Origin of the sequence: Halomonas sp. Bachu 37, assembly GCF_039691755.1 — a bacterium.
In the GTDB taxonomy this organism is placed as follows: domain Bacteria; phylum Pseudomonadota; class Gammaproteobacteria; order Pseudomonadales; family Halomonadaceae; genus Vreelandella; species Vreelandella kashgarensis.
Map to the genome: position 1 here is coordinate 1,488,402 of NZ_CP137552.1, position 19,986 is coordinate 1,508,387.

The window sequence follows — 19,986 nt, forward strand, 5'->3', positions numbered from 1 at the left end:
GTTGCTCGCACATGAGTCATACCCGTCACAAGAACTCCGAGGAGATAGAGATGGCCGTTCAAGCAAAAACCCGCATGCTTGCTGTTGCCAGCGTTTGCATCGGATTGTTCATTGGTGGCTGCGCCACCAACACTGCAACGAATCAGAGCAACTATGGCCAACGCAGCGATGATGTCGAAGCCATCGATGAAACCATCGAACATCAGATTGGCCGCTCCCTGAAGCAGGCCGACGCCCGCCTGGGTGATGCGCGCATACGCTCGCACAGCTTTGATGGCACAGTACTTCTGGTCGGCCAGGTGCCGAGCCAGGAATTGAAGGATATGGCGGAAAGCGTGGTGAGCGACTTACGCGGTGTGGATACTGTTCACAATGAACTGACCATAGCGGCCAACCTGCCCGCCACGCAGCGCCTGGCCGATACCTGGCTGACTACCAATGTCATCAGCAGCCTGGCCACCAATGATCGTGTCGATTCTTCCAAGCTCAAGGTCACGACCGAAAACGCAACCGTGTACCTGATGGGCATCGTTACGCGCGCCGAGGCTGAACGGATCGTCCAGGCGGCATCCAGCGTTGCCGGTATCCAACGCATCGTCAAGGTATTCGATTACCTGGATTGATCGTTAGCCACTGCCAACGGAACCGGCCCCGTCAGGAAAACCTGGCGGGGCCGGGGCTGAAAACTGGCTAACGACTGACTTCCAGAAAATGGTAGGCCTGAATTACTTGACGACACGCAAGGAGGGGCGTTTCTTTTCGTCTTTCTTACTCTCTGTGGTTTTCGTCCCCCCCTCCCTCTTGTCATCCTGGCGAAGCGAGGCCTTCTCCTTGGCCGCGTCATCGTCCTTCTCGGCTCCTCCGTCGACACCACTCAGCTCGGGACGAGTCGCGGCCGCTGTTTCCGGGGCATCTTCCGTCGGTGTCTCCAGCTCCGGCTCATGACCAAAGACCATGCCGACGCCGTTCTCCCGCGCATATATGGCGATCAATGCCTCGGTAGGAATCATGACCTGCATGGGCTGGCCGCCAAAGCGAGCACTGAAGCCCACGGCCTGGTTTTCCATGAACAGATCACGCACGGCGGTAGGCGCTACATTCAGCACAATCTGGCCGTTTTGAACGAATTGCCGAGGCACTTCGACGCCAGGCAGCTCGGCATCTACCACCAGATACGGAGTTAGTTCATTGTCCAGCAGCCATTGGTAAAGGGCTCTGGCAAGATAAGGTCGACTCGATTGCATAGTTCGCTCCTTCTTGCGAGGGAAGGCCCTGAAGTCAGGGCCGCGAAATCAAGATCGCATTTCCTTCTCGCGCTCGCTCAGGGCGGCCTTGAAAGCGTCACGCTCGAAAACACGCTGCATGTAACTCAATAAAGGCTTGACCTGCTTTTCCGGCAAGTCAATGTTGAGCTCGGGGAGGCGCCAGAGAATGGGAGCCAGACAGCAGTCCACGAGCGTAAACTCTTCGCTCATGAAGTAAGGCATATCTTCGAAAATGGGCGAAATGCCGATCAGGCTTTCCCGCAGCTCCTTGCGAGCCTTGTCCGCCTCTTTCTTGCTGCCCAGGCGAATCTGATCCACCATCGGGCACCACTCGCGCTCGATACGATGCATCCATAGGCGACTCTGGGCGCGTGCGACGGGATAAACCGGGAGCAGGGGCGGATGCGGGAAGCGCTCATCCAGATACTCCATCATGACCTTGGATTCGTAAAGTACCAGGTCTCGATCAAGCAATGTCGGCACGCTATTGTACGGATTAAGGTCGGCAAGCTCTTCCGCTGGTTGCTCGTCGTTGACTTCGAGTATATCCACCGCAACACCCTTTTCAGCCAGTACGATACGTACACGGTGACTGAAGTGGTCATCGCTTCCAGAATAAAAAATCATCGACGACCGTTTGGCCACAACACCCATGAAACAATCCTCGCATCAAATCAAGAGAAGGATAATAACACGCCCACCCCGTTTTAGGGGAAGCAGGCGACTCTATCCGAATTAATGACAACAGAAAGGGCGCACAGCCGGCTGGCCGTGCGCCCTTTCATTTTCTCTATGATGAATCGATCAGTGAACGTCTTTCCAGTACTCGCGCTTGAGCAGGTAGGCGATCACGCCGAAAATGAAGATGAACAATAGTACCTTGGGTGCCAGCGTCTGCGCATGCAGTTTGGATGGTTCGCCCACATAGGTCAGGAAATTGGTCAAGTCGTAAACCGCTTCCTCGAACTCGTCGGGTTCCATCGCACCTGGTTCCGTGACTTGCAGCACATGACAGGATTGATACTTGCCGGTCAGCGGATCCGGTTGCTGCCCCTCTTCCGGACGATCCGTCTGGGCACACACCATTTCCTGAACACCTTGCAGCGGCTCCAGTACGTTAGGCATGGCGACCAGCTCGAAGACGGCATTATTGACACCGGTCGGTCGGCTAGGATCCTTGTAGAAGCTCAATAGGTAAGAATAGATCCAGTCATGACCACGCAAACGCGCCCGCAGGGAAAGATCAGGAGCGGCAGCGCCAAACCAGTTATTCCCATCTTCCAGCGACATGGCGTTGTGCATCTGATCGTTATAAGCCAGCTCCGGCGAGAAGATAAGATTCTCCTCGACCAGATCTTGCGGCATACCCAGATCTTCCGCCGCCCGGGCAAAACGCTGATGCTCCAGGGAGTGGCAGCCCATGCAGTAGTTTGTATAAAGCTGCATACCGCGCTGCAACGACTCCTGATTCTGCAGATCAGGCGTCATTGAGTAAGGAACGTCTTCTCCGCCTGCAGCCAATGCCGTGAAAGGCATCAGTGCAAATAGCAGTGCAAACAGTTGCTTTTTCATTAGCCAGTCACCCTTTCCGGAACGGGTTTGGTCTTCTCCAGCTTGGTATACAACGGCATGAGCAGGAAGAAGGCGAAGTACAGGGCGGTACACAGTTGCGCCAAGAGAGTGCGCCCAGGCGTGGTAGGAATAGCGCCAAGGACACCCAGAATCACGAAACTGATGGAAAAGACAATCAGTGCCACCTTGGACATCCAACCCTTGTAGCGAAAGGATTTGACGGGACTACGATCCAACCAGGGCAGAACGAAGAGTACCGCAATTGCCCCACCCATGCAGAGGACACCCAGCAACTTGGCATCAAGACCGAAGATGCTAAAGGTAATGGCGCGCAGAATGGCGTAGAACGGCGTGAAGTACCATACCGGGGCGATGTGATCTGGGGTAACCAGCGGGTTGGCCGGCTCGAAGTTGGGTTTCTCGAGGAAGTAACCGCCCCCTTCCGGGAAGTAGAAGATTACCACGGCAAAGACGAACAGGAAAATCGCCACACCCACCAGATCTTTCACGGTGTAATAGGGGTGGAATGCGATCCCGTCGAGGGGCTTGCCGGTCTCGTCCTTCTTCTGCTTGATATCGATCCCGTCGGGGTTGTTGGAACCCACCTCGTGCAGGGCGATGATATGTAATACCACCAGCGCCAGAATCACGATCGGCAATGCCACCACATGCAAGGCGAAGAAGCGGTTCAAGGTGATGCCCGAGATCAGATAGTCACCACGAATCCACTGTGCCAGATCGGCCCCGATTCCCGGAATGGCAGAGAACAGGGAGATGATGACCTGGGCGCCCCAATAGGACATCTGACCCCAGGGCAGCAGGTAGCCCATGAACGCTTCCGCCATCAAGGCCAGATAGATCGCCATACCGAAAATCCACACCAGCTCGCGAGGTGCCTTGTATGACCCATACATCAGCCCGCGGAACATGTGCAGGTAGACCACCACGAAGAATGCCGAGGCACCCGTGGAGTGCATGTAACGGATCAACCAGCCATATTCCACATCACGCATGATGTACTCGACCGAGGCGAAGGCCCCTTCGGCTGACGGGTTGTAGCTCATGGTCAGCCAGACCCCGGTGAGGATCTGATTGACCAGCACCAGCATGGCCAGCACACCGAAGATATACAGGAAGTTGAAATTCTTGGGAGCGTAATACTTGGTCAGATGATCCTGCATCATCTGAGTCGCGGGAAAGCGATCATCTACCCAGCGCATGATGCCACTTTCCGCCTTGGCACGATTCGGGTTACCCATCAGGCATTCTCCTCATCTTCGCCGACGATAATGTCGTCGCCTTCAAAGCGGTACGGCGGCACCTCTAGATTGGTCGGCGCCGGAACATTGCGAAATACCCGCCCCGCCAGGTCAAAATACGAACCGTGGCAAGGGCAGAAGAAACCACCCGGCCAGTCATCCGTTACCGCCGCCTCGGGCTCAGGACGATAGAGCGGGGAACAGCCCAGATGCGTACAGATCCCGATCAACACACCGATCTCGGGCCGTACGGAACGCAGCGGACCCGAAATGTAGCTCGGCTGCTGCGGCACGTCCGAATCGGGATCCGCCAGACGCGAGGGATCGCTGTTCTCGGTGAGCTCGATCATCTCTGGAGTACGGTTGATCACCCATACGGGACGTCCCCGCCACTCCACGGTCATGCGCTGCCCGGCTTCCAGCTTGGAAATATCCGCTCGAACCGGCGCCCCTGCCGCCCTCGCCCTGGCACTTGGCTGCCAAGAAGCCACAAAGGGTACCGCAACCCCGACTGCACCTACCGCACCCACTACGGTAGTCGCACCTACGAGGAAACGGCGCCGGCCTTTGTTTACGCCGTTATCTGCCATTTTTAGGTTTCTCCCATCAGCTTACCCGCTACGTTGACGCAAACCGCTTTTGCGACGACGAGTATCAAATGCGCACTATGGTAAAAAAACATGACGCTCTGCACAAGGACAAGCGTGCCTGACCAAGGTGTAAAGAGTGCCGTATTTTCTTGATATTCAACCAAAAACGCCCAGGTCTTCTGGACCTGGGCGTATTTCCGCATAGCGTAAGAGCTTAACGCTTGGAGAACTGCGGACGACGACGCGCCTTGCGCAAGCCGACTTTCTTCCGTTCGACTTGACGCGCATCGCGAGTCACGTAGCCAGCCTCACGCAATGCAGGTCTGAAGTCTTCATTGTAATTCATCAGGGCGCGAGTAATACCGTGGCGAATTGCCCCGGCCTGCGAGGAACCGCCGCCGCCTTGAACAGTTACGAACACATCGAACTGGCTCAGGGTCTCGGTCAATTCCAGCGGCTGGCGCACTACCATGCGCCCAGTGACCCGGCCAAAATATTGATCCAGCTCACGGTTATTGACAGTAATCTTGCCGGAGCCCGGCTTCATGAAAACACGAGCGGTGGAAGTCTTGCGGCGCCCGGTACCATAATACTGCTGTGTCATGGCGAAGATTTCCTTAGATGTTCAGTTCAAGCGGCTGCTGGGCAGCATGCGGATGCTCGGCACCGGCATACACTTTGAGCTTGGTGTACATGGCACGGCCCATGGGACCTTTCGGCAGCATGCCCTTGACGGCGGACTCGATGATGCGCTCGGGAGCGTGATCGAGCATCTTGTCGAAGGTCATGGAGCGCAGGCCACCCGGGTAGCCTGTGTGGCGATAATAGGTCTTCGCCTTGGCCTTGTTACCGGTCACTTGCACTTTTTCCGCGTTGATGACCACGATGTAATCGCCGGTATCGACATGCGGAGTAAATTCGGGCTTATGCTTGCCGCGCAAGCGGCGCGCAATTTCGGTAGCCAGACGACCTAGCGTCTTGTCCGTGGCGTCGACAACATACCAGTCGCGCTGGACGGACTGCGGCTTAGCACTGAACGTCTTCATGGATGAAATCACCAGATAAGTGTATTGGGTTATCCTGCTGACAGGTGCCAGCGTCAAACCATCCCTATTTTTCTTGGTTGCCGCTTCAGCAGGAACAACAAGAAGTCCTAACCGTAAGCAGGCAACGGTCGAGCGAGGCCGCATTCTACACGACTCTTGCGAGCAGGTTAAGCCAAGGCAGTCATTTTCTTTGGCCTTCGGTATCTTCTTTGCGATGCGACACAACGCCTAGCTAGGGCTTGTGGGCCAGCGCCAGGTATTCATGCGACTGCATTTCCTGCAAGCGCGACAGAGTGCGCTGAAATTCAAACTCCAAGCGCCCGCCGCGATAAAGCTGCTCGGCCTCGACCTCGGCGGACATCAATAGCTTGACCCCACGATCGTAGAACTCATCGACCATATTGATGAAACGTCGAGCCTGATCGTCCTCGCCTGCGCTCATCTTCGGCACATTGGATACCAGTACCGTGTGGAATTCCCGTGCCAGCTCGATATAGTCATTCTGGCTACGCGGCCCATCGCACAATTCGGCAAACTCGAACCACGCCACATCATCGTGCAGGCGGCGCGTCTTGAGCACGCGATGGTTAAGCTCTAGGGGAGCACCCTCTTCTCCGGCGTGGTTGGCGATCGAAGCGAAACTTCGCGCCAACTCCTGCTCGGCGGCTTCATCGAGGGGGGAGTGAAATATTTCTGCTCGCTCCAGAGCACGCAGCCGATAGTCGACTCCCGAGTCCACGTTGACCACCTCGCAGTGCCGCTTGAGCAAGTCGATGGCAGGCAGAAAACGGGCGCGCTGCAATCCATCCTTGTACAGCTCGTCGGGAACGATATTGGAGGTGGTGACTAGGACAACGCCCCTGTCGAACAGCGCTTCCAGCAGGTTGGCCAGAATCATGGCATCGGTGATGTCCTTGACGAAAAATTCATCGAAGCAGATGACTCGGGCCTCGACAGCAAACTTGCCCGCAATCAGGTTGAGCGGATTTTTCTCGCCCTTGTAGTGTGCGAGTTCGTTATGAACCCGCTGCATGAAACGATGAAAGTGGGTACGCATCTTGTCGGGGAAAGGCAACGACTCATAGAAAGTGTCGACCAGATAGGTTTTCCCTCGGCCTACCCCGCCCCAAAAGTAGAGTCCTTGAACGGCAGGCTCCTCCGACAAGGCTACCGTGTCGCGGGATTGTCCCAGCAGACCGGCCATTTTCGCCTTGAGCCCCCTTACCTTCCCGCGCTTCGATTGCAGGTCGGCGCTGGCCAGAACGGCTCGTGGAGTCGCTTCAGAGGAGTTCACCAAATCATCGTAAAGACGCTGCAGGTGTTGGACGGCCTTCTCCTGCGCGGCATCGTAGTGAAAATCCTCTCGCTCCAGATCGGTTTTATACCGCTCCAGCGGTGTGGCAGGCTTTGCTTCACGCGGCTCAGCCGCTGGCGTTTCTTTCATTCAGCTTTCCCCGACGACATGAAATTCAGACGATGCAGGCGGAAAATCCGCAGCGCAAAAGTCATCAGATTATACGCATACGCGTTGCCGAGCACATGAGCGGATTGACCCGACCAGCAAGCTGCCCTCTATAATGGCGCTGCTGGGCTGCCCTAGCGACCTCAAGGAAAATGTCGTATGACCATGAACAGCCAGGTAACTCAGAGGCCAGGGAGAATATTGTGGAAGCAAACACACAGCTGATGTTTGTCATACTCGGCATGGTGATCGGAATTATCATCGGATTGGCAGGCTACCGCCTGTTCAGTAGAAGCCATCGGGAGCTCCAGGCCACGCGTCAGAAACTGATCGAGCGTGACCGGCAGGTGGCGGAACTCAGGGGAGATGTAGGCGAGCACATGGTACGCATCCAGCATCGCCTGGCCACTATTCGTCATGAAGCCGAACAGCTTGAAGCCCAGCTCAGCGATGACAGTTTTCGCTGGCAGATCGAAAGCTCGACGCCGATTTACCTGGACATGCCGGGCGTCAACGACTCTCCCGAAAGGCAGGAGAGCAACGCCAGTCAGGAAGAGCAAGATGCGTTCAAGGCGCCGCGCGACTATGCCGTCGGCAAGAACGGCACTCTCTCGGAAGATTTCGGCCTCAAGGAAGATTCCGATTCACCTCAGCCTGCCCGCCACTGAGCGGGCAAGCCAGACCCCGCATCGTCAGGCGGGGTTATCGATGTCCACGAAACGGTGCGACACGCCATGAGTCCGAGCCAGCCATTCACCTAGCGCCTTGATTCCGTAGCGCTCGGTGGCATGATGCCCTGCGGCCAGATAGTGGATACCCAACTCCCTCGCCAGATGAGTGGTACGCTCGGATATTTCGCCTGAAATGAAGGCCTGAGCTCCCGCCTCATGCGCTGTTCCAATCATGTCCTGCGCTCCGCCCGTACACCATGCCACGCGCTCGATGGGAGCTGTCGTTGGCGCCTCGACCAATAGCGGTTCGCGATCCAGTTGTCGCGCCACATGGCTTGCCAGGTTCTGCGCCTGCATGGGCTCCATCAAGGTCCCCGTCCATAGAAGCCCCTCACCTATCGCACCATCGGCACATCCGGTCACGTTGAACATGAGCTTGCGAGCGAGCTCAGCGTTATTGCCCAGCTCGGGATGCGCGTCCAGGGGCAAATGATAGGCCACTAGATTGATATCGTGTGCCAGCAGCGTCTTGATACGCTGTCGCTTCATGCCGGTAATGGCAACCGGCTCGTTCTTCCAGAAATATCCGTGGTGAACCAGCAGCATGTCCGCTTCCCAGGCCACGGCCTCATCCAGCAGCGCTTGACTCGCCGTCACCCCCGTCATGATCCGTGCCACATTTTCCCGGCCCGCCACCTGAAGGCCGTTAAGGGTGAAATCCTTGAACCTGGAAGCTCCAAGATATTGGTCACAAGCATCCACGAGGACATCTCGCTTGCGCATAATCATCTCCATATAATCATTAACGATGGTTAGCGGAAAGGCATAGGGAAGCATGAAGCGGGATTCGCCGGGCCGGCCTCGAGCGGTCGGCTTTTCGCCGATGAGCACAGGACCTGAAGATGATACGATAACCATGCTGAACCGTTCTGAGAAAATACCAGGCATTGCCCTCACGAGCACTGCCTAGCCAAGGAATACGCTGCATGCGACGCACATTACTCCCTTACTTCTGGCCCGTCGTTGCCGGTGGTTTATTTGCCGGCATTCTGTTGCTGGCATTCCCCGAACAGCTGCGTCTTCCTTTTTTCGCTTCTTCGCCTTCCTCGACCACAACATCTCCAGCCTCGAGACCCGAGACCGCTCCAGAACCGATCGTGGGCAGCTTCCCCATTACCGAGAACAGCGAAAACGTGACTCGGTCTGCGCCAGAAGTACGCCAGGCGCCGCCCATGGCCCGTTCGGAAGGTCCGATGAGTTATGCCGATGGCGTCAACCAAGCCGCCCCGGCCGTGGTGAACATCTATTCTTCGCGAATCGTCGAACGCGATGAGCACCCGCTGATGTCAGACCCCTTCTTTCAACAATTCTTCCGCGATGACACCACCACCCAGCAACGCATGCTTTCCAGCCTGGGCTCGGGCGTAATCGTCAGCGAAGACGGCTACGTGCTCACCAATCATCATGTAATCAATGGCGCCGACCAGATTCAAGTCGCCCTGCGTGATGGCCGGGAGACACTTGCCGAAGTGATCGGCACGGACCCGGAAAGCGATCTGGCGGTGTTGCGCATTTCCCTCGACGACCTGCCGGTAATCGAGCTGGCCGACACTTCCCACGTCGCGGTGGGCGACGTCGCGCTGGCCATCGGCAACCCATTCGGCGTGGGGCAGACCGTCACCATGGGCATCATCAGTGCCACGGGGCGCAGCCACCTCGGTCTAAATGCCTATGAAGACTTCATCCAGACCGATGCCGCCATCAATCCGGGAAACTCGGGGGGAGCATTGATCAACCCCGAAGGCGCCCTGGTCGGCATCAATACCGCCATCTTCTCCCGTTCAGGGGGCTCCCAGGGTATCGGATTCGCCATTCCCGCCAATCTGGCCCACAGCATTCTCGACGAGCTGGTTACCCAGGGCCGGGTGATACGGGGATGGCTGGGCATCGAGGCACAGGAACTTTCGCACGAACTCGCCGCTTCGTTTGGTTTACGCGCACCGCAGGGAGTTATCGTTGCGGGCGTGGTCAGCAACGGGCCGGCCGCCGAAGCCGGGCTGCTGCCGGGAGATGTCCTGCTGGCCCTAGATGGCCAGACGATCCTCGACGCCCGCTCCACCATGAGCGATATAGCCTCGATACCTCCGGGCACCATGCTTCCACTGACAATAGTACGCGACGGAGAGCGTATCGAACTGACACTGGAAGTCGGCGAACGCCCTCTGCCAGCCTTCACTCCACCTGTGCTCAACGACCCCAAATCACCGTAACCGGCTTATCTTGAAACGACAACCGGCCACGACACTCAAGTCGTGGCCGGTATATGTCAGCGCTTATCATGACACTCAGTCGCGTATGCGGTATTCCGCCGAGCGGGCGTGAGCGGTCAAGGCTTCGCCCCGCGCCAGAACAGAGGCTATCTTGCCCAGCTCGGAAGCTCCTTCGGCTGAGCAGTGAATGATCGATGAACGTTTCTGAAAGTCATAGACACCCAATGGTGAGGAGAAACGCGCCGTTCCCGAAGTAGGCAGCACGTGGTTGGGTCCCGCACAGTAATCTCCCAGAGCCTCGGCCGTGTAGCGCCCCATGAAAATAGCGCCGGCATGCCGGATTCCCTCCAGCATACTCTCGGGGTCTTCCACCGAAAGCTCCAGGTGCTCGGGGGCGATCCGGTTGATCAGCGCCACCGCTTCCTCGCGGTTGCGGCATTGGATCAGGGCGCCGCGACGCGCCAGCGACTGGCGCACGATCTCTTCTCTTTCCAGGCTCGGCAACAGCCGCTCGATGGAATCCGCCACATCGTCCAAGTGCTGCTGTTCCCAGCTGACGAGTATCGCCTGGGCGTCTTCGTCGTGCTCCGCCTGGGAGAACAGATCCATCGCCAGCCAGTCGCTGTCGGTACCGCCATCGGCCACCACCAGAATTTCTGACGGCCCGGCAATCATGTCGATACCCACCTGGCCGAATACCGCTCGCTTGGCGGTGGCAACATAGATATTGCCCGGCCCGACGATCTTGTCCACCCGCGGCACGCTTGCGGTACCGTAGGCCAGCGCGGCTACTGCCTGAGCGCCACCAATGGTGAAGACATGGTCGACCCCGGCGAGGTGCGCAGCGGCCAGTACCAGCTCATTGAGCACGCCATCGGGCGTGGGTACGACCATGACGATCTCGCGCACGCCCGCGACATGGGCGGGAATTGCATTCATCAACACCGACGAGGGATAAGCGGCCTTGCCGCCGGGCACATAGATACCCGCCCGATCCAGCGGCGAGACCTTTTGTCCCAGCACCGTCCCGTCCTGCTCCTGATACTGCCACGATTGCGGCTTCTGCCGTTCGTGGTAGCGACGAATGCGCTCCGCAGCCTGGGTCAACGCCTCCCGCTGGGCATCCGGTAAGCCGTCGAAGGCCGCTTTCAGCTGCTCCTGAGTCAACGTCAGCTCACGCATGTGTGTAGCGTTCAGGCGGTCGAAACGATTGGTCGCCGCAAGCACCGCCTGGTCGCCGTGCTGCCTGACGTCTTCGAGTATGGCCTGCACCCGCTCTTGCACACTGCTGTCGGAGACGCCCTCCCACGCCAGCAATGCCGCAAGACGCTCATCGAAATCCGCCTCTTGGGTCGAAAGACGTGCAATGGCCACATCGAAAATCGTATCACTCATGGCGTCACGCTCCTTCCGAGGTTGTACTGGCGGAGACGGCTTCCCGGCGCGCCGCGACCGCCTCGCCCAAGCGCGCGATGAGCGGTTTGATGCGTTCATGCTTCATGGTCATGGCCGCCTTGTTGGCCACCAGGCGGGTACTGATCGAAGCGATCAGCTCGCGCGGCTCCATGCCGTTGGCACGCAGGGTATTGCCGGTATCGACGATATCCACGATCTCGTCGGCGAGATTCATCAACGGGGCGAGCTCCATGGCACCGTAGAGCTTGATGACCTCAGCCTGGATGCCCTGCTCTGCATAGTAGCGCCGAGCGATATTGACGAACTTGGTCGCCACCCGGCGCCGTGCTCGCGCCGGTGCCGCACCGACAATCCCGGCGGTCATCAGCTTGCAGCGAGCGATTTCCAGGTCCAGAGGCTCATAGAGACCTTCGGCACCATGCTCAAGCAGCACGTCCTTGCCCGCCAACCCCAGATCCGCCGCTCCGAGTTGAACATAGGTCGGCACATCGGTCGCTCGAATCACCACCAACTTGACATCGGGCAAGTTGGTATCGAACAGCAGCTTGCGGCTCTTGCCCAAATCTTCCAGCGGCGTGATGCCGGCATCCGCCAGCAACGGCAGGGTCTCGTCGAGAATTCGCCCCTTGGACAGGGCCAGGATCAATTGCTTGCTCATGTTTGTGCCACTAAGTGAAATCGTGAATCAGCCGGGAATACGCCGAATACGTGCGCCCAACCCTTGCAGTTTCTCTTCGATACATTCATAGCCACGATCGATGTGGTAGATACGGTCCACCAGCGTTTCGCCTTCTGCCATCATCGCGGCAATGACCAGGGATGCCGAAGCACGCAGATCGGTTGCCATCACCGGGGCGCCGGACAGGCTCTCCACCCCAGTGATCAGGGCGGTATTGCCCTCGAGGAAGATATTCGCCCCCATGCGGTTGAGCTCTTGCACATGCATGAAACGGTTCTCGAAGATGGTCTCCACCACCCTCGAATTACCCTCGGCCACGGCATTCATGGCGACGAACTGGGCCTGCATGTCGGTGGGAAACGCCGGGTAGGGAGCGGTCCGGATGTTGACTGCCCGCGGCCGCTTGCCATGCATATCCAGCGCTATCCAATCCTCACCGGTGGTGATTTCCGCGCCGGCTTCCTCCAGCTTGACCAGTACCGCTTCGAGAATGTCGGAGCGCGTCCGCTTCACCTTGACCTTGCCGCGGGTCATCGCCGCCGCGACCAGGAAGGTTCCCGTCTCGATGCGGTCGGGCATGACATCGTGCTCACAACCGTGCAACCGGGGCACGCCCTCGATGGTAATGGTATCGCTACCGTGGCCGCTTATCTTCGCCCCCATGGCGATCAAGCATTCGGCCAGATCCACCACTTCCGGCTCGCGAGCGGCGTTTTCCAGGATCGTGGTACCTTCCGCCAATGTCGCGGCCATGAGCAGGTTTTCGGTACCGGTGACGGTAACGGTATCGAAGTAGATGGTAGCCCCCTTGAGCCGCCCATCCACCCGTGCGCGGATATAGCCGTTTTCCACCCGGATATCCGCCCCCATGGCCTGCAGGCCACGAATATGCAGGTCCACCGGCCGTGAACCGATGGCGCACCCGCCGGGCAAGGAAACGTCCGCCTTGCCGAAGTGGGCCAGAAGCGGCCCCAGCACGAGGATGGAAGCCCGCATTTTCTTGACCAGTTCATAAGGCGCGTGGCAATCCGTAACTTGCGAACCGTCCAACTGAATGCTGAGCTTCTCCCCCATTACCGGCTCGACCCCCATCCGCCCCAGCAACTCCAGGGTAGTGGTAATATCCTGCAGGTGCGGAAGGTTGCCGATAACCACTGGCCCATCGGCAAGCAAACTGGCGCACAGAATGGGCAGGGCCGCATTTTTCGCGCCGCTTACCCAAACTTCTCCGTCAACGGCGCCGTTGCCGGTAATGATCAATTTATCCATGGAGGAAGACCGTCACTGAGCGCGCTCAGGCGCGGTTTGCCATTGAGCGGGCGTATACGTCTTGATACTCACGGCATGCAGCGCCCCGGAAGCGATCTGATCGCTCAGGGCCGAGTAGATCAGCTGCTGACGCTTGACGGCGGTCATCCCCTCGAAAACATCGCCTACCGCAACGACCTGGAAATTGCACCCCTCCCCTTGGATATGGAAATCACATCCATCCAAGCGGGACTCGAGCAGCGCTTTAACCTCGTTAGGTTGCATGGATATGAACACTCCTTCGAAGTATAAAATGGAAACGACGGAGAGCCCGCGTATGCGGCTCTCCATCTTGATGGGAACATGATAAAGAAAAGCGCCGCACTTGGCGATGTCAGTCCCGCAGGTGCAGCCCGGGAATCAGCGATCGGGAACGACCACTTCGTCAAGCAAGGGCGTAATGTCGGCCAACGCGCTCAAACGGCGCAAGGGAGAGGACAGAATAATGGCGGTAATCGACAAGTGACGACGGCGAGCGGCTCTTACCCACTGCAATAAAACGCTCAGTGCCGCCGTACTGGCCTTTTCGACCCTCGAGAAATCCAGTACTACATGGCCTTCTCGAGGCAATTGCGATAGCCAATCGTTGCCCGCCTCAGCCAAACGCGACGCCGCCAAGACATGCACGTCTCCCACCACCATTATCGTGTCTGGCTCATTCACTTCTAGCCGTGACGATTGCAGGTCCAGCAGGACACTCACGCATCGCCTCCCTGCTCCAGCTCTTCCACAGCCAGCTCAGGCGCCCAGCCATCGATCACGGCATCGTAGTCACGATTGTTGCTGCGCATGGCCTGGTCGAACTGGTTGCGGAACGTCAATCCCAGATTGATACCATTGACGATCACGTTCACTACCCGCCACTGCCCATCGGAAAGGCGCAGACTATAACTTACGGGAAAGACCTGACCATCGTTGGCGACAATTTCCATGGCCACGCTGGCCTGGTCGTCATATCGCTGGGCACGTTGGTCATCGAGTACACGAACTTCGTCATAATCGAAGGTGACCAGTCCTTTGGTATAGGTATCGATCAAGGTCTGGCGAAATACATCGGCAAAGCGCGCCCGTTGCTCCGGGGTAGCGTTGCGAAAATAACTGCCCATCACACTGGCGCCGATATATCGAAAATCCGCCACCTCTTCCAGGCTTTCGTCCACCTGAGCCTTCAGTTCATCCAGGTTCGCGGCATAATAGGCCTCCCTGGAATTAAGTTCGGCCATGAATTCATTGATGTTATCGCGAATGAGCTCTTCGGGGCTGCGCTCCTGGGCCTGAAGCTGCAATGGCAGCATCAGTAGAAACATCGCCAACAGCGGTACAAGGCGGCGTGCAAGACTCATGGGATCTCCTTGAAAGTAGAAGCGACACCGGGTATCAGTTGCTGGCCATATTAGATACGAATTGTTGAATAAGTTCTTCCAGGACCATGGCCGATTGCGTGTCTCGGATAGTGTCACCTGCGCTCAACATTTCCGGATCGCCGCCTACCGTCAGTCCGATATACTGCTCGCCCAGCAGGCCAGCAGTCAGAATCGCGGCAGTGGTGTCCCGCGAAAGCTGTCCCTCCAGCTCGCTGTCCAGACGCAACACCACGCGAGCATCGAACCACTCCGGGTCCAGTTCGATCGATTCGACCCGTCCCACCGTCACGCCAGACATCGTCACCCGAGCTCGCGGTTTGAGGCTACCGACATTGGCGAAACTGGCCTGCATCCGGAAAGAATCCGTCGGGGCATCGAGGGTCAAGCCACTGACGCGAAGCCCGAGGAACACCAGACCGACGATACCGGCCAGCATGAACAGCCCCACCCCAAGCTCCATAGTCTTGCTGCGTTTCATCACCACACTCCGAAAATCAAGAAAGGCCGCCGAACATCAGAGCGGTCAGCACGAAGTCCAACCCCAGCACCGCCAGCGACGAGTACACTACGGTACGGGTCGTGGCTCGCGATATGCCCTCAGACGTGGGGATGAGATCGTAGCCCTGGAATACCGCGATCCAGGTCACCACCAGGGCAAATACCAGACTCTTGACGATACCGTTGCCGATATCGGCGAAGAAGTTGACGCTCGACTGCATATTGCTCCAGTAGGATCCCTCGAATACCCCGAGCCACTCCACGCCGACCAGGTAGCCGCCCCAGATTCCCACCACGCTGAAGCCGATGGTCAATATCGGCAGGGAGACGAAACCGGCCCACAGCCGCGGCGCCACGACGCGACGCAACGGATCCACGCCGATCATTTCCATGCTGGTGAGCTGCTCGGTGGCTTTCATCAAGCCGATTTCCGCGGTCAGCGCCGAGCCGGCCCTCCCGGCGAACAACAAGGCCGCCACCACGGGTGCCAGCTCGCGCAACAGTGACAGTGCCACCATCTGCCCCAGTGCCTGCTCGGCGCCGAAATCCACCAAAATGGTATAGCCCTGAAGCGCCAGCACCATGCCGATAAAAAGGCCCGATACCAGCACGATCGCCAGCGACAGCACACCGACGAAGTGCATCTGGCGCAACCACAGACGTATCCCTTCGCGAGAAGGAACTCCGACCACGGCCTGGCCCAGGAAAATTCCCGCGCGCCCCAGCGACTCCACGGTATCGCACCCTCGCCGCCCCAGGTACCGCACCCGTTCGCTGCTTTTCGCTAGCCGCCCAGACATCAGCTGCAACCTCCGGTTGTGGCGACATCATCGAGCATGTCGCGATAGAAATCCTTGGCCGGGTAATGAAACGGCACCGGCCCGTCCGGTTTGCCATGGACGAACTGGTTGACCCGCGGATCGGCATGGGTATCCAGGCTCGCCGGAGTGCCGTGGGCGACGACCTCGCCGTCGGAGAGCAGATAGATGTAGTCCGCGATCGACAGTGTCTCCTTGATATCGTGGGATACCACCACCGACGTCAGCTCCAGTGCCTGGCTCAAGCGCTTGATCAACTGCACTAGCACGCCCATCGAGATCGGGTCCTGACCGACAAACGGTTCATCGTACAGGATCAACTCCGGGTCGAGGGCGATCGCCCGGGCCAACGCCACGCGCCGTGCCATGCCGCCGGAAAGCTCCGCCGGGGCAAGTGCCTGGGCACCGCGCAAGCCGACCGCCTGCAACTTGAGCAGGACCAGATCGCGGACCATCGCTTCCGGCAAGTCCGTATGGACGCGTAGGGGAAAGGCAACGTTCTCGAATACACTCAAATCGGAAAACAGCGCGCCACTCTGAAACAGCATCCCCATCCGCTTGCGTAGATCGAACAGGGCCTTGCGGGACAACTTGTGTACGTCGTCGCCGTCTATACGCACCCGCCCCCGATCCGGCGTCAATTGCCCGCCGATAAGCTTCAGCAGGGTAGTCTTGCCGGTGCCGCTGGGGCCCATGATGGCAGTGATCCGCCCTTTGGCCAGGGTCATGTTCACGCCCCGGAAGATCGCTCGTTCTCCGCGGGAAAAATGCAGGTCTTCGATTTCGATAAACGGCGAGTCCGTCATGGTGCCTCGGTGTCTGAAAGCCGTACGTGGAACACACCACCGTATGACCATGGCGGTGGCGGCCATGCTCGATAAACCGCACGTGGTGCGTTTCAAAAACGTTATCGAACAACGTATCCTAACCGTTTTGGCCCACTTCAAGCGAGAATATTCCACTATCGACAGCCGGGGCCACGCTATCTCTGCACAGTGTTATCATGGACATTAGCCAAGCCCGTTTTCCTATTGCCTACGAGCTGCCCTTATGAGTCAAACGTCTCCTCCCGCGTCACTGTTGCGTGAAAGCGCGCTGCGCACCCTCTCTCTCGAGCAGGCGGCGATCGGCGCCTTGATGAGCAGGCTGGACGAGGAATTCGACCACGCCTGCCGTTTGATGCTCGATTGCCAGGGCCGGGTGATCGTGACCGGCATGGGCAAATCCGGCCATATTGCCGGCAAGATTGCCGCCACCCTCGCCAGTACCGGCACCCCGGCCTTTTTCGTCCACCCCGGCGAAGCTAGCCACGGCGACCTGGGCATGATTACCCGAGGCGATGTCGTGCTGGCGCTGTCCAACTCGGGGGAAACCGCCGAGGTTACCGCCCTTCTTCCCCTGTTGAAACGCCTGGGAACTCCATTGATCAGCATGACCGGCCGGCCAGGGTCGACGCTGGCGCGCCACGCCGATGCCCACCTGAACAGCGCCGTGGAACGGGAGGCCTGCCCGCACGATCTGGCACCCACGAGCTCGACCACCGCCGCCCTGGCACTGGGCGATGCCTTGGCTGTCGCGCTACTGGAGGCTCGCGGCTTTACCGCCGAGGATTTTGCTCTTTCCCACCCCGGCGGCACTCTGGGCAAGCGCCTGTTACTGACCGTCCAGGACCTGATGCACAGCGGAGATCGCCTCCCGCTGGTAACGCTGGGTAGCCCCCTGCGTGACGCCCTGATTGAAATCACTCGTCAAGGTCTGGGATTCACCTGCGTCGTTGACCAGCAGGGTCGCCTGGCCGGGGTCTATACCGATGGCGACTTGCGCCGTACCCTCGACCAGCATCATGATTTACGTGACCTTACGGTTGATGAGGTCATGACCCGACCGGGCAAGCGCATCTCTCCACAAGTACTGGCGGCGGAAGCCGTGCGCTTGATGGAAGACAGCCGTATCACCGCCTTGGCGGTGGTGGATGACCAGCAGAGACCGATCGGGGCGTTACACATGCACGATCTGCTGGCCAGCGGCGTAATCTGACTCTTATCGACTGGAGGCTCAATGGCTCTTACGCCTGCTTTACTCGACCCGATTCGCCGCGTGCGCCTGTTCGCCATGGATGTCGATGGCGTGCTCACCGATGGACGCCTCTACTTTCAGGCCGATGGCATCGAGATCAAGGCTTTCAATACCCTTGACGGCCACGGCCTGAAATTGCTCAAGCGCGCCGGTATCGCAGTGGCGTTCATTACCGGACGCGACTCGCCCATGGTCAGCCAGCGTGCCGCTGCCCTAGGGATCACCCACGTTCATCAGGGGGTAGAGGATAAACTCGCCACCCTGCGCGACCTCTGCCGCCGGCTGGAAATCGGACTGGACCAGGTCGCCTACTGTGGTGACGACCTGCCCGACCTGGCCGCGATCAAACGGTCCGGTATCGGCATCACCGTACCCGGCGCGCCCAGCTACGTTCAGGCTCACGCCGATTGGGTGACCGAGCGCCAGGGCGGTCATGGCGCGGTACGTGAGGTATGTGACACCCTTCTCGAAGCCCAAGGTCACTGGGGGGCGGTAATCGATACCTACCTTCACGGGCGGCCCTGACATGGCGCCGGATACGCCTTCACGCACTCGCACCAGGCGCCTTTCCCGGCACTTCACCAGACGGCTGGGACTAGGCGTGCTGATCCTGGCGCTAGGCGGACTGCTGGTCTACCTGGACCCCGGCGAACAGCGCCAGCCTGGTGTGGACCTGGAAGCGCGCGCCAACGAACCAGGCCATATTCTGGAAGGGGCCGAGCTCACCCTGTTCGGTAACGACGGACATGTTCGCCAAGCCATCCGTACGCCACGCATGACCCATTCGCAGGAGGATATCAGCCAGGCGGAACAGCCCCGCGCGCGCCTGTTCGACAGCCATCGACGCGAGTGGACCGCCGAGGCGGAACAAGGTTTCGTGGATGTTCCCAGGCAACAGCTCACCCTTACCGGCGATGCCCGGTTGCGGGCACCTGAAGCAGGCTGGCAACTCGACACGCAGATATTGCACTATGATGCGCAACAAGCCCACGCCTGGAGCGAGACACCGGCCTTGCTGCAACAACCTCCCCAACGAATGCAGGCCAATCGAATGGATGCCTGGCTGAACGAAAGTCGCGTCCGTTTGACTGATGACGTTAAAGGCTACCATCCACCCGAGACGAACGCTCAAGAGGAAATGCCATGAAACCCACCATCACGGCCGCCATCCTGGCTTCGACACTGCTGACGGGCGGGCTGCCCACGCTAGCCTTTGCCCAATCTTCCCAGGCCCCGATCGAAGTCGAGGCCGATCGCCTGGACCTGGATCAACGCGCCGGCACCGCCGTCTATGCCGGTAATGTGGAGATTCGTCAGGGCGAAATGCGCCTGAAAGGCGATCGCGTTCAGATCCAGCGTAACGACGAAGGGGAGCTATCCCGAGCCACCGCTACGGGCGAGCGAGCCTATCTGCGTCATCAGATCGAAGGCCAGCCCTCGCCCATGGAGGGCTGGGCCCGCAATATCGTCTTTCACGTCGCAGAGCAGCGCGTGGTACTGATCGACCAGGCGGAGCTGAACCAACAGGACGACCATTTCGAGGGCGGATACCTGGAATACTTCATTGACCGGCAGGTGGTTCAGGCACGTTCGGAAACCGGTAGCGGCGATCAGCAGCGCATCCGCATGACGCTCCAGCCCGAACGCCAATAGGCTTCGCCAACGCTGCCCCCATTTCTCGCTACAGGAACC

General features: G+C 58.8%; 25 protein-coding genes. 7 read left to right on the plus strand and 18 right to left on the minus strand.

Going from position 1 to position 19,986, the window contains the following annotated elements; all coding sequences use genetic code 11:
* Positions 1-50 precede the first annotated feature (50 nt).
* Positions 51-623 carry a BON domain-containing protein gene (locus tag R5M92_RS06840; protein ID WP_346798857.1) on the plus strand — a complete coding sequence of 191 codons (573 nt, stop codon included), beginning with the start codon at positions 51-53 and terminating at the stop codon, positions 621-623.
* Between the two features lie 102 nt (positions 624-725).
* Here R5M92_RS06840 and R5M92_RS06845 read toward each other — a convergent pair whose 3' ends face one another.
* The 8 genes from R5M92_RS06845 to zapE form a co-directional block, all read right to left on the minus strand.
* On the minus strand, positions 726-1,244 hold the full coding sequence (locus tag R5M92_RS06845) for a ClpXP protease specificity-enhancing factor (protein WP_346798858.1): 519 nt from the start codon (positions 1,242-1,244) through the stop codon (positions 726-728).
* A gap of 48 nt (positions 1,245-1,292) precedes the next feature.
* Entirely contained in the window at positions 1,293-1,919 is a 627-nt protein-coding gene (gene sspA / locus R5M92_RS06850) for a stringent starvation protein SspA (RefSeq protein ID WP_346798860.1), read from the minus strand.
* Between the two features lie 150 nt (positions 1,920-2,069).
* Positions 2,070-2,837, minus strand: a complete 768-nt coding sequence (locus R5M92_RS06855) for a cytochrome c1 (RefSeq protein WP_346798861.1) — start codon at positions 2,835-2,837, stop codon at positions 2,070-2,072.
* A complete protein-coding gene (locus R5M92_RS06860) occupies positions 2,837-4,096 on the minus strand; it encodes a cytochrome bc complex cytochrome b subunit (protein WP_346798863.1) in 1,260 nt (419 codons plus the stop codon). Before R5M92_RS06860 ends, R5M92_RS06855 begins: the two co-directional genes overlap by 1 nt.
* A complete protein-coding gene (petA, locus tag R5M92_RS06865; protein WP_346798865.1) occupies positions 4,096-4,686 on the minus strand; it encodes a ubiquinol-cytochrome c reductase iron-sulfur subunit in 591 nt (196 codons plus the stop codon). The genes R5M92_RS06860 and petA overlap by 1 nt, the downstream gene beginning before the upstream one ends.
* Before the next feature lie 214 nt (positions 4,687-4,900).
* Positions 4,901-5,290 (minus strand): 30S ribosomal protein S9, encoded by a 390-nt coding sequence (gene rpsI, locus R5M92_RS06870; RefSeq protein ID WP_346798867.1) that lies wholly within the window; start codon positions 5,288-5,290, stop codon positions 4,901-4,903.
* Between the two features lie 13 nt (positions 5,291-5,303).
* Entirely contained in the window at positions 5,304-5,732 is a 429-nt protein-coding gene (rplM, locus tag R5M92_RS06875) for a 50S ribosomal protein L13 (RefSeq protein ID WP_346798869.1), read from the minus strand.
* Positions 5,733-5,964: 232 nt separating this feature from the next.
* Positions 5,965-7,176: a cell division protein ZapE gene (zapE, locus tag R5M92_RS06880; RefSeq protein ID WP_346798870.1), complete on the minus strand. Its 1,212-nt coding sequence runs from the start codon at positions 7,174-7,176 to the stop codon at positions 5,965-5,967.
* 221 nt (positions 7,177-7,397) lie between these two features.
* Here zapE and R5M92_RS06885 point away from each other — a divergent pair, with 221 nt between their 5' ends.
* Positions 7,398-7,862: a ZapG family protein gene (locus R5M92_RS06885; protein WP_346798872.1), complete on the plus strand. Its 465-nt coding sequence runs from the start codon at positions 7,398-7,400 to the stop codon at positions 7,860-7,862.
* A 24-nt stretch (positions 7,863-7,886) separates the two neighbouring features.
* Here the strand turns inward: R5M92_RS06885 and R5M92_RS06890 are convergent, their stop codons facing one another.
* The gene (locus tag R5M92_RS06890) at positions 7,887-8,648 is read right to left on the minus strand and encodes a Nif3-like dinuclear metal center hexameric protein (RefSeq protein ID WP_346798873.1); all 762 of its coding nucleotides are present in this window, start codon (positions 8,646-8,648) and stop codon (positions 7,887-7,889) included.
* Positions 8,649-8,851: 203 nt separating this feature from the next.
* On the opposite strand from R5M92_RS06890, the gene R5M92_RS06895 reads away from it, so the two are divergent.
* Positions 8,852-10,135: a Do family serine endopeptidase gene (locus R5M92_RS06895; RefSeq protein ID WP_346798875.1), complete on the plus strand. Its 1,284-nt coding sequence runs from the start codon at positions 8,852-8,854 to the stop codon at positions 10,133-10,135.
* A 75-nt stretch (positions 10,136-10,210) separates the two neighbouring features.
* Here the strand turns inward: R5M92_RS06895 and hisD are convergent, their stop codons facing one another.
* From hisD to R5M92_RS06940, 9 genes are all read right to left on the minus strand, one after another.
* Positions 10,211-11,530, minus strand: a complete 1,320-nt coding sequence (gene hisD / locus R5M92_RS06900; protein WP_346798876.1) for a histidinol dehydrogenase — start codon at positions 11,528-11,530, stop codon at positions 10,211-10,213.
* 4 nt (positions 11,531-11,534) lie between these two features.
* Positions 11,535-12,209: an ATP phosphoribosyltransferase gene (gene hisG / locus R5M92_RS06905; RefSeq protein WP_346798878.1), complete on the minus strand. Its 675-nt coding sequence runs from the start codon at positions 12,207-12,209 to the stop codon at positions 11,535-11,537.
* A 27-nt stretch (positions 12,210-12,236) separates the two neighbouring features.
* A complete protein-coding gene (murA, locus tag R5M92_RS06910) occupies positions 12,237-13,499 on the minus strand; it encodes a UDP-N-acetylglucosamine 1-carboxyvinyltransferase (protein WP_346798880.1) in 1,263 nt (420 codons plus the stop codon).
* 12 nt (positions 13,500-13,511) lie between these two features.
* The gene (locus tag R5M92_RS06915; RefSeq protein ID WP_346798881.1) at positions 13,512-13,763 is read right to left on the minus strand and encodes a BolA family protein; all 252 of its coding nucleotides are present in this window, start codon (positions 13,761-13,763) and stop codon (positions 13,512-13,514) included.
* A 135-nt stretch (positions 13,764-13,898) separates the two neighbouring features.
* On the minus strand, positions 13,899-14,240 hold the full coding sequence (locus R5M92_RS06920; RefSeq protein ID WP_346798883.1) for an STAS domain-containing protein: 342 nt from the start codon (positions 14,238-14,240) through the stop codon (positions 13,899-13,901).
* The gene (locus tag R5M92_RS06925; RefSeq protein WP_346798884.1) at positions 14,237-14,881 is read right to left on the minus strand and encodes an ABC transporter substrate-binding protein; all 645 of its coding nucleotides are present in this window, start codon (positions 14,879-14,881) and stop codon (positions 14,237-14,239) included. Before R5M92_RS06925 ends, R5M92_RS06920 begins: the two co-directional genes overlap by 4 nt.
* Positions 14,882-14,915: 34 nt before the next feature.
* Positions 14,916-15,380 (minus strand): outer membrane lipid asymmetry maintenance protein MlaD, encoded by a 465-nt coding sequence (gene mlaD, locus R5M92_RS06930; protein WP_346798885.1) that lies wholly within the window; start codon positions 15,378-15,380, stop codon positions 14,916-14,918.
* A 16-nt stretch (positions 15,381-15,396) separates the two neighbouring features.
* A complete protein-coding gene (gene mlaE, locus R5M92_RS06935) occupies positions 15,397-16,200 on the minus strand; it encodes a lipid asymmetry maintenance ABC transporter permease subunit MlaE (protein WP_346798886.1) in 804 nt (267 codons plus the stop codon).
* Positions 16,200-17,024, minus strand: coding sequence for an ABC transporter ATP-binding protein (locus R5M92_RS06940; RefSeq protein ID WP_346798887.1), 825 nt, complete (start codon positions 17,022-17,024; stop codon positions 16,200-16,202). Before R5M92_RS06940 ends, mlaE begins: the two co-directional genes overlap by 1 nt.
* Before the next feature lie 244 nt (positions 17,025-17,268).
* Here R5M92_RS06940 and R5M92_RS06945 point away from each other — a divergent pair, with 244 nt between their 5' ends.
* Genes R5M92_RS06945 through lptA form a run of 4 tightly spaced genes read left to right on the plus strand, consistent with a single transcriptional unit; the run spans position 17,269 to position 19,947 of the window.
* Complete coding sequence (locus R5M92_RS06945; RefSeq protein ID WP_346798889.1) at positions 17,269-18,255, plus strand: KpsF/GutQ family sugar-phosphate isomerase; 987 nt, start codon at positions 17,269-17,271, stop codon at positions 18,253-18,255.
* A 21-nt stretch (positions 18,256-18,276) separates the two neighbouring features.
* On the plus strand, positions 18,277-18,819 hold the full coding sequence (locus tag R5M92_RS06950; RefSeq protein ID WP_346798891.1) for a KdsC family phosphatase: 543 nt from the start codon (positions 18,277-18,279) through the stop codon (positions 18,817-18,819).
* Between the two features lies 1 nt (position 18,820).
* Positions 18,821-19,441, plus strand: coding sequence for an LPS export ABC transporter periplasmic protein LptC (lptC, locus tag R5M92_RS06955; RefSeq protein WP_346798893.1), 621 nt, complete (start codon positions 18,821-18,823; stop codon positions 19,439-19,441).
* The gene (gene lptA, locus R5M92_RS06960; RefSeq protein WP_346798895.1) at positions 19,438-19,947 is read left to right on the plus strand and encodes a lipopolysaccharide transport periplasmic protein LptA; all 510 of its coding nucleotides are present in this window, start codon (positions 19,438-19,440) and stop codon (positions 19,945-19,947) included. Before lptC ends, lptA begins: the two co-directional genes overlap by 4 nt.
* The last annotated feature ends 39 nt before the right edge of the window (positions 19,948-19,986 follow it).

What these genes read in the sequence shown, in the direction of transcription:
- R5M92_RS06840 (WP_346798857.1), top strand. Translation starts at nt 51, where the DNA reads ATGGCCGTTCAAGCAAAAACCCGCATGCTTGCTGTTGCCAGCGTTTGC.
- R5M92_RS06845 (WP_346798858.1), bottom strand. Translation starts at nt 1,244, where the DNA reads ATGCAATCGAGTCGACCTTATCTTGCCAGAGCCCTTTACCAATGGCTG.
- sspA (WP_346798860.1), bottom strand. Translation starts at nt 1,919, where the DNA reads ATGGGTGTTGTGGCCAAACGGTCGTCGATGATTTTTTATTCTGGAAGC.
- R5M92_RS06855 (WP_346798861.1), bottom strand. Translation starts at nt 2,837, where the DNA reads ATGAAAAAGCAACTGTTTGCACTGCTATTTGCACTGATGCCTTTCACG.
- R5M92_RS06860 (WP_346798863.1), bottom strand. Translation starts at nt 4,096, where the DNA reads ATGGGTAACCCGAATCGTGCCAAGGCGGAAAGTGGCATCATGCGCTGG.
- petA (WP_346798865.1), bottom strand. Translation starts at nt 4,686, where the DNA reads ATGGCAGATAACGGCGTAAACAAAGGCCGGCGCCGTTTCCTCGTAGGT.
- rpsI (WP_346798867.1), bottom strand. Translation starts at nt 5,290, where the DNA reads ATGACACAGCAGTATTATGGTACCGGGCGCCGCAAGACTTCCACCGCT.
- rplM (WP_346798869.1), bottom strand. Translation starts at nt 5,732, where the DNA reads ATGAAGACGTTCAGTGCTAAGCCGCAGTCCGTCCAGCGCGACTGGTAT.
- zapE (WP_346798870.1), bottom strand. Translation starts at nt 7,176, where the DNA reads ATGAAAGAAACGCCAGCGGCTGAGCCGCGTGAAGCAAAGCCTGCCACA.
- R5M92_RS06890 (WP_346798873.1), bottom strand. Translation starts at nt 8,648, where the DNA reads ATGCGCAAGCGAGATGTCCTCGTGGATGCTTGTGACCAATATCTTGGA.
- R5M92_RS06895 (WP_346798875.1), top strand. Translation starts at nt 8,852, where the DNA reads ATGCGACGCACATTACTCCCTTACTTCTGGCCCGTCGTTGCCGGTGGT.
- hisD (WP_346798876.1), bottom strand. Translation starts at nt 11,530, where the DNA reads ATGAGTGATACGATTTTCGATGTGGCCATTGCACGTCTTTCGACCCAA.
- hisG (WP_346798878.1), bottom strand. Translation starts at nt 12,209, where the DNA reads ATGAGCAAGCAATTGATCCTGGCCCTGTCCAAGGGGCGAATTCTCGAC.
- murA (WP_346798880.1), bottom strand. Translation starts at nt 13,499, where the DNA reads ATGGATAAATTGATCATTACCGGCAACGGCGCCGTTGACGGAGAAGTT.
- R5M92_RS06915 (WP_346798881.1), bottom strand. Translation starts at nt 13,763, where the DNA reads ATGCAACCTAACGAGGTTAAAGCGCTGCTCGAGTCCCGCTTGGATGGA.
- R5M92_RS06925 (WP_346798884.1), bottom strand. Translation starts at nt 14,881, where the DNA reads ATGAGTCTTGCACGCCGCCTTGTACCGCTGTTGGCGATGTTTCTACTG.
- mlaD (WP_346798885.1), bottom strand. Translation starts at nt 15,380, where the DNA reads ATGAAACGCAGCAAGACTATGGAGCTTGGGGTGGGGCTGTTCATGCTG.
- mlaE (WP_346798886.1), bottom strand. Translation starts at nt 16,200, where the DNA reads ATGTCTGGGCGGCTAGCGAAAAGCAGCGAACGGGTGCGGTACCTGGGG.
- R5M92_RS06940 (WP_346798887.1), bottom strand. Translation starts at nt 17,024, where the DNA reads ATGACGGACTCGCCGTTTATCGAAATCGAAGACCTGCATTTTTCCCGC.
- R5M92_RS06945 (WP_346798889.1), top strand. Translation starts at nt 17,269, where the DNA reads ATGAGTCAAACGTCTCCTCCCGCGTCACTGTTGCGTGAAAGCGCGCTG.
- R5M92_RS06950 (WP_346798891.1), top strand. Translation starts at nt 18,277, where the DNA reads ATGGCTCTTACGCCTGCTTTACTCGACCCGATTCGCCGCGTGCGCCTG.
- lptC (WP_346798893.1), top strand. Translation starts at nt 18,821, where the DNA reads ATGGCGCCGGATACGCCTTCACGCACTCGCACCAGGCGCCTTTCCCGG.
- lptA (WP_346798895.1), top strand. Translation starts at nt 19,438, where the DNA reads ATGAAACCCACCATCACGGCCGCCATCCTGGCTTCGACACTGCTGACG.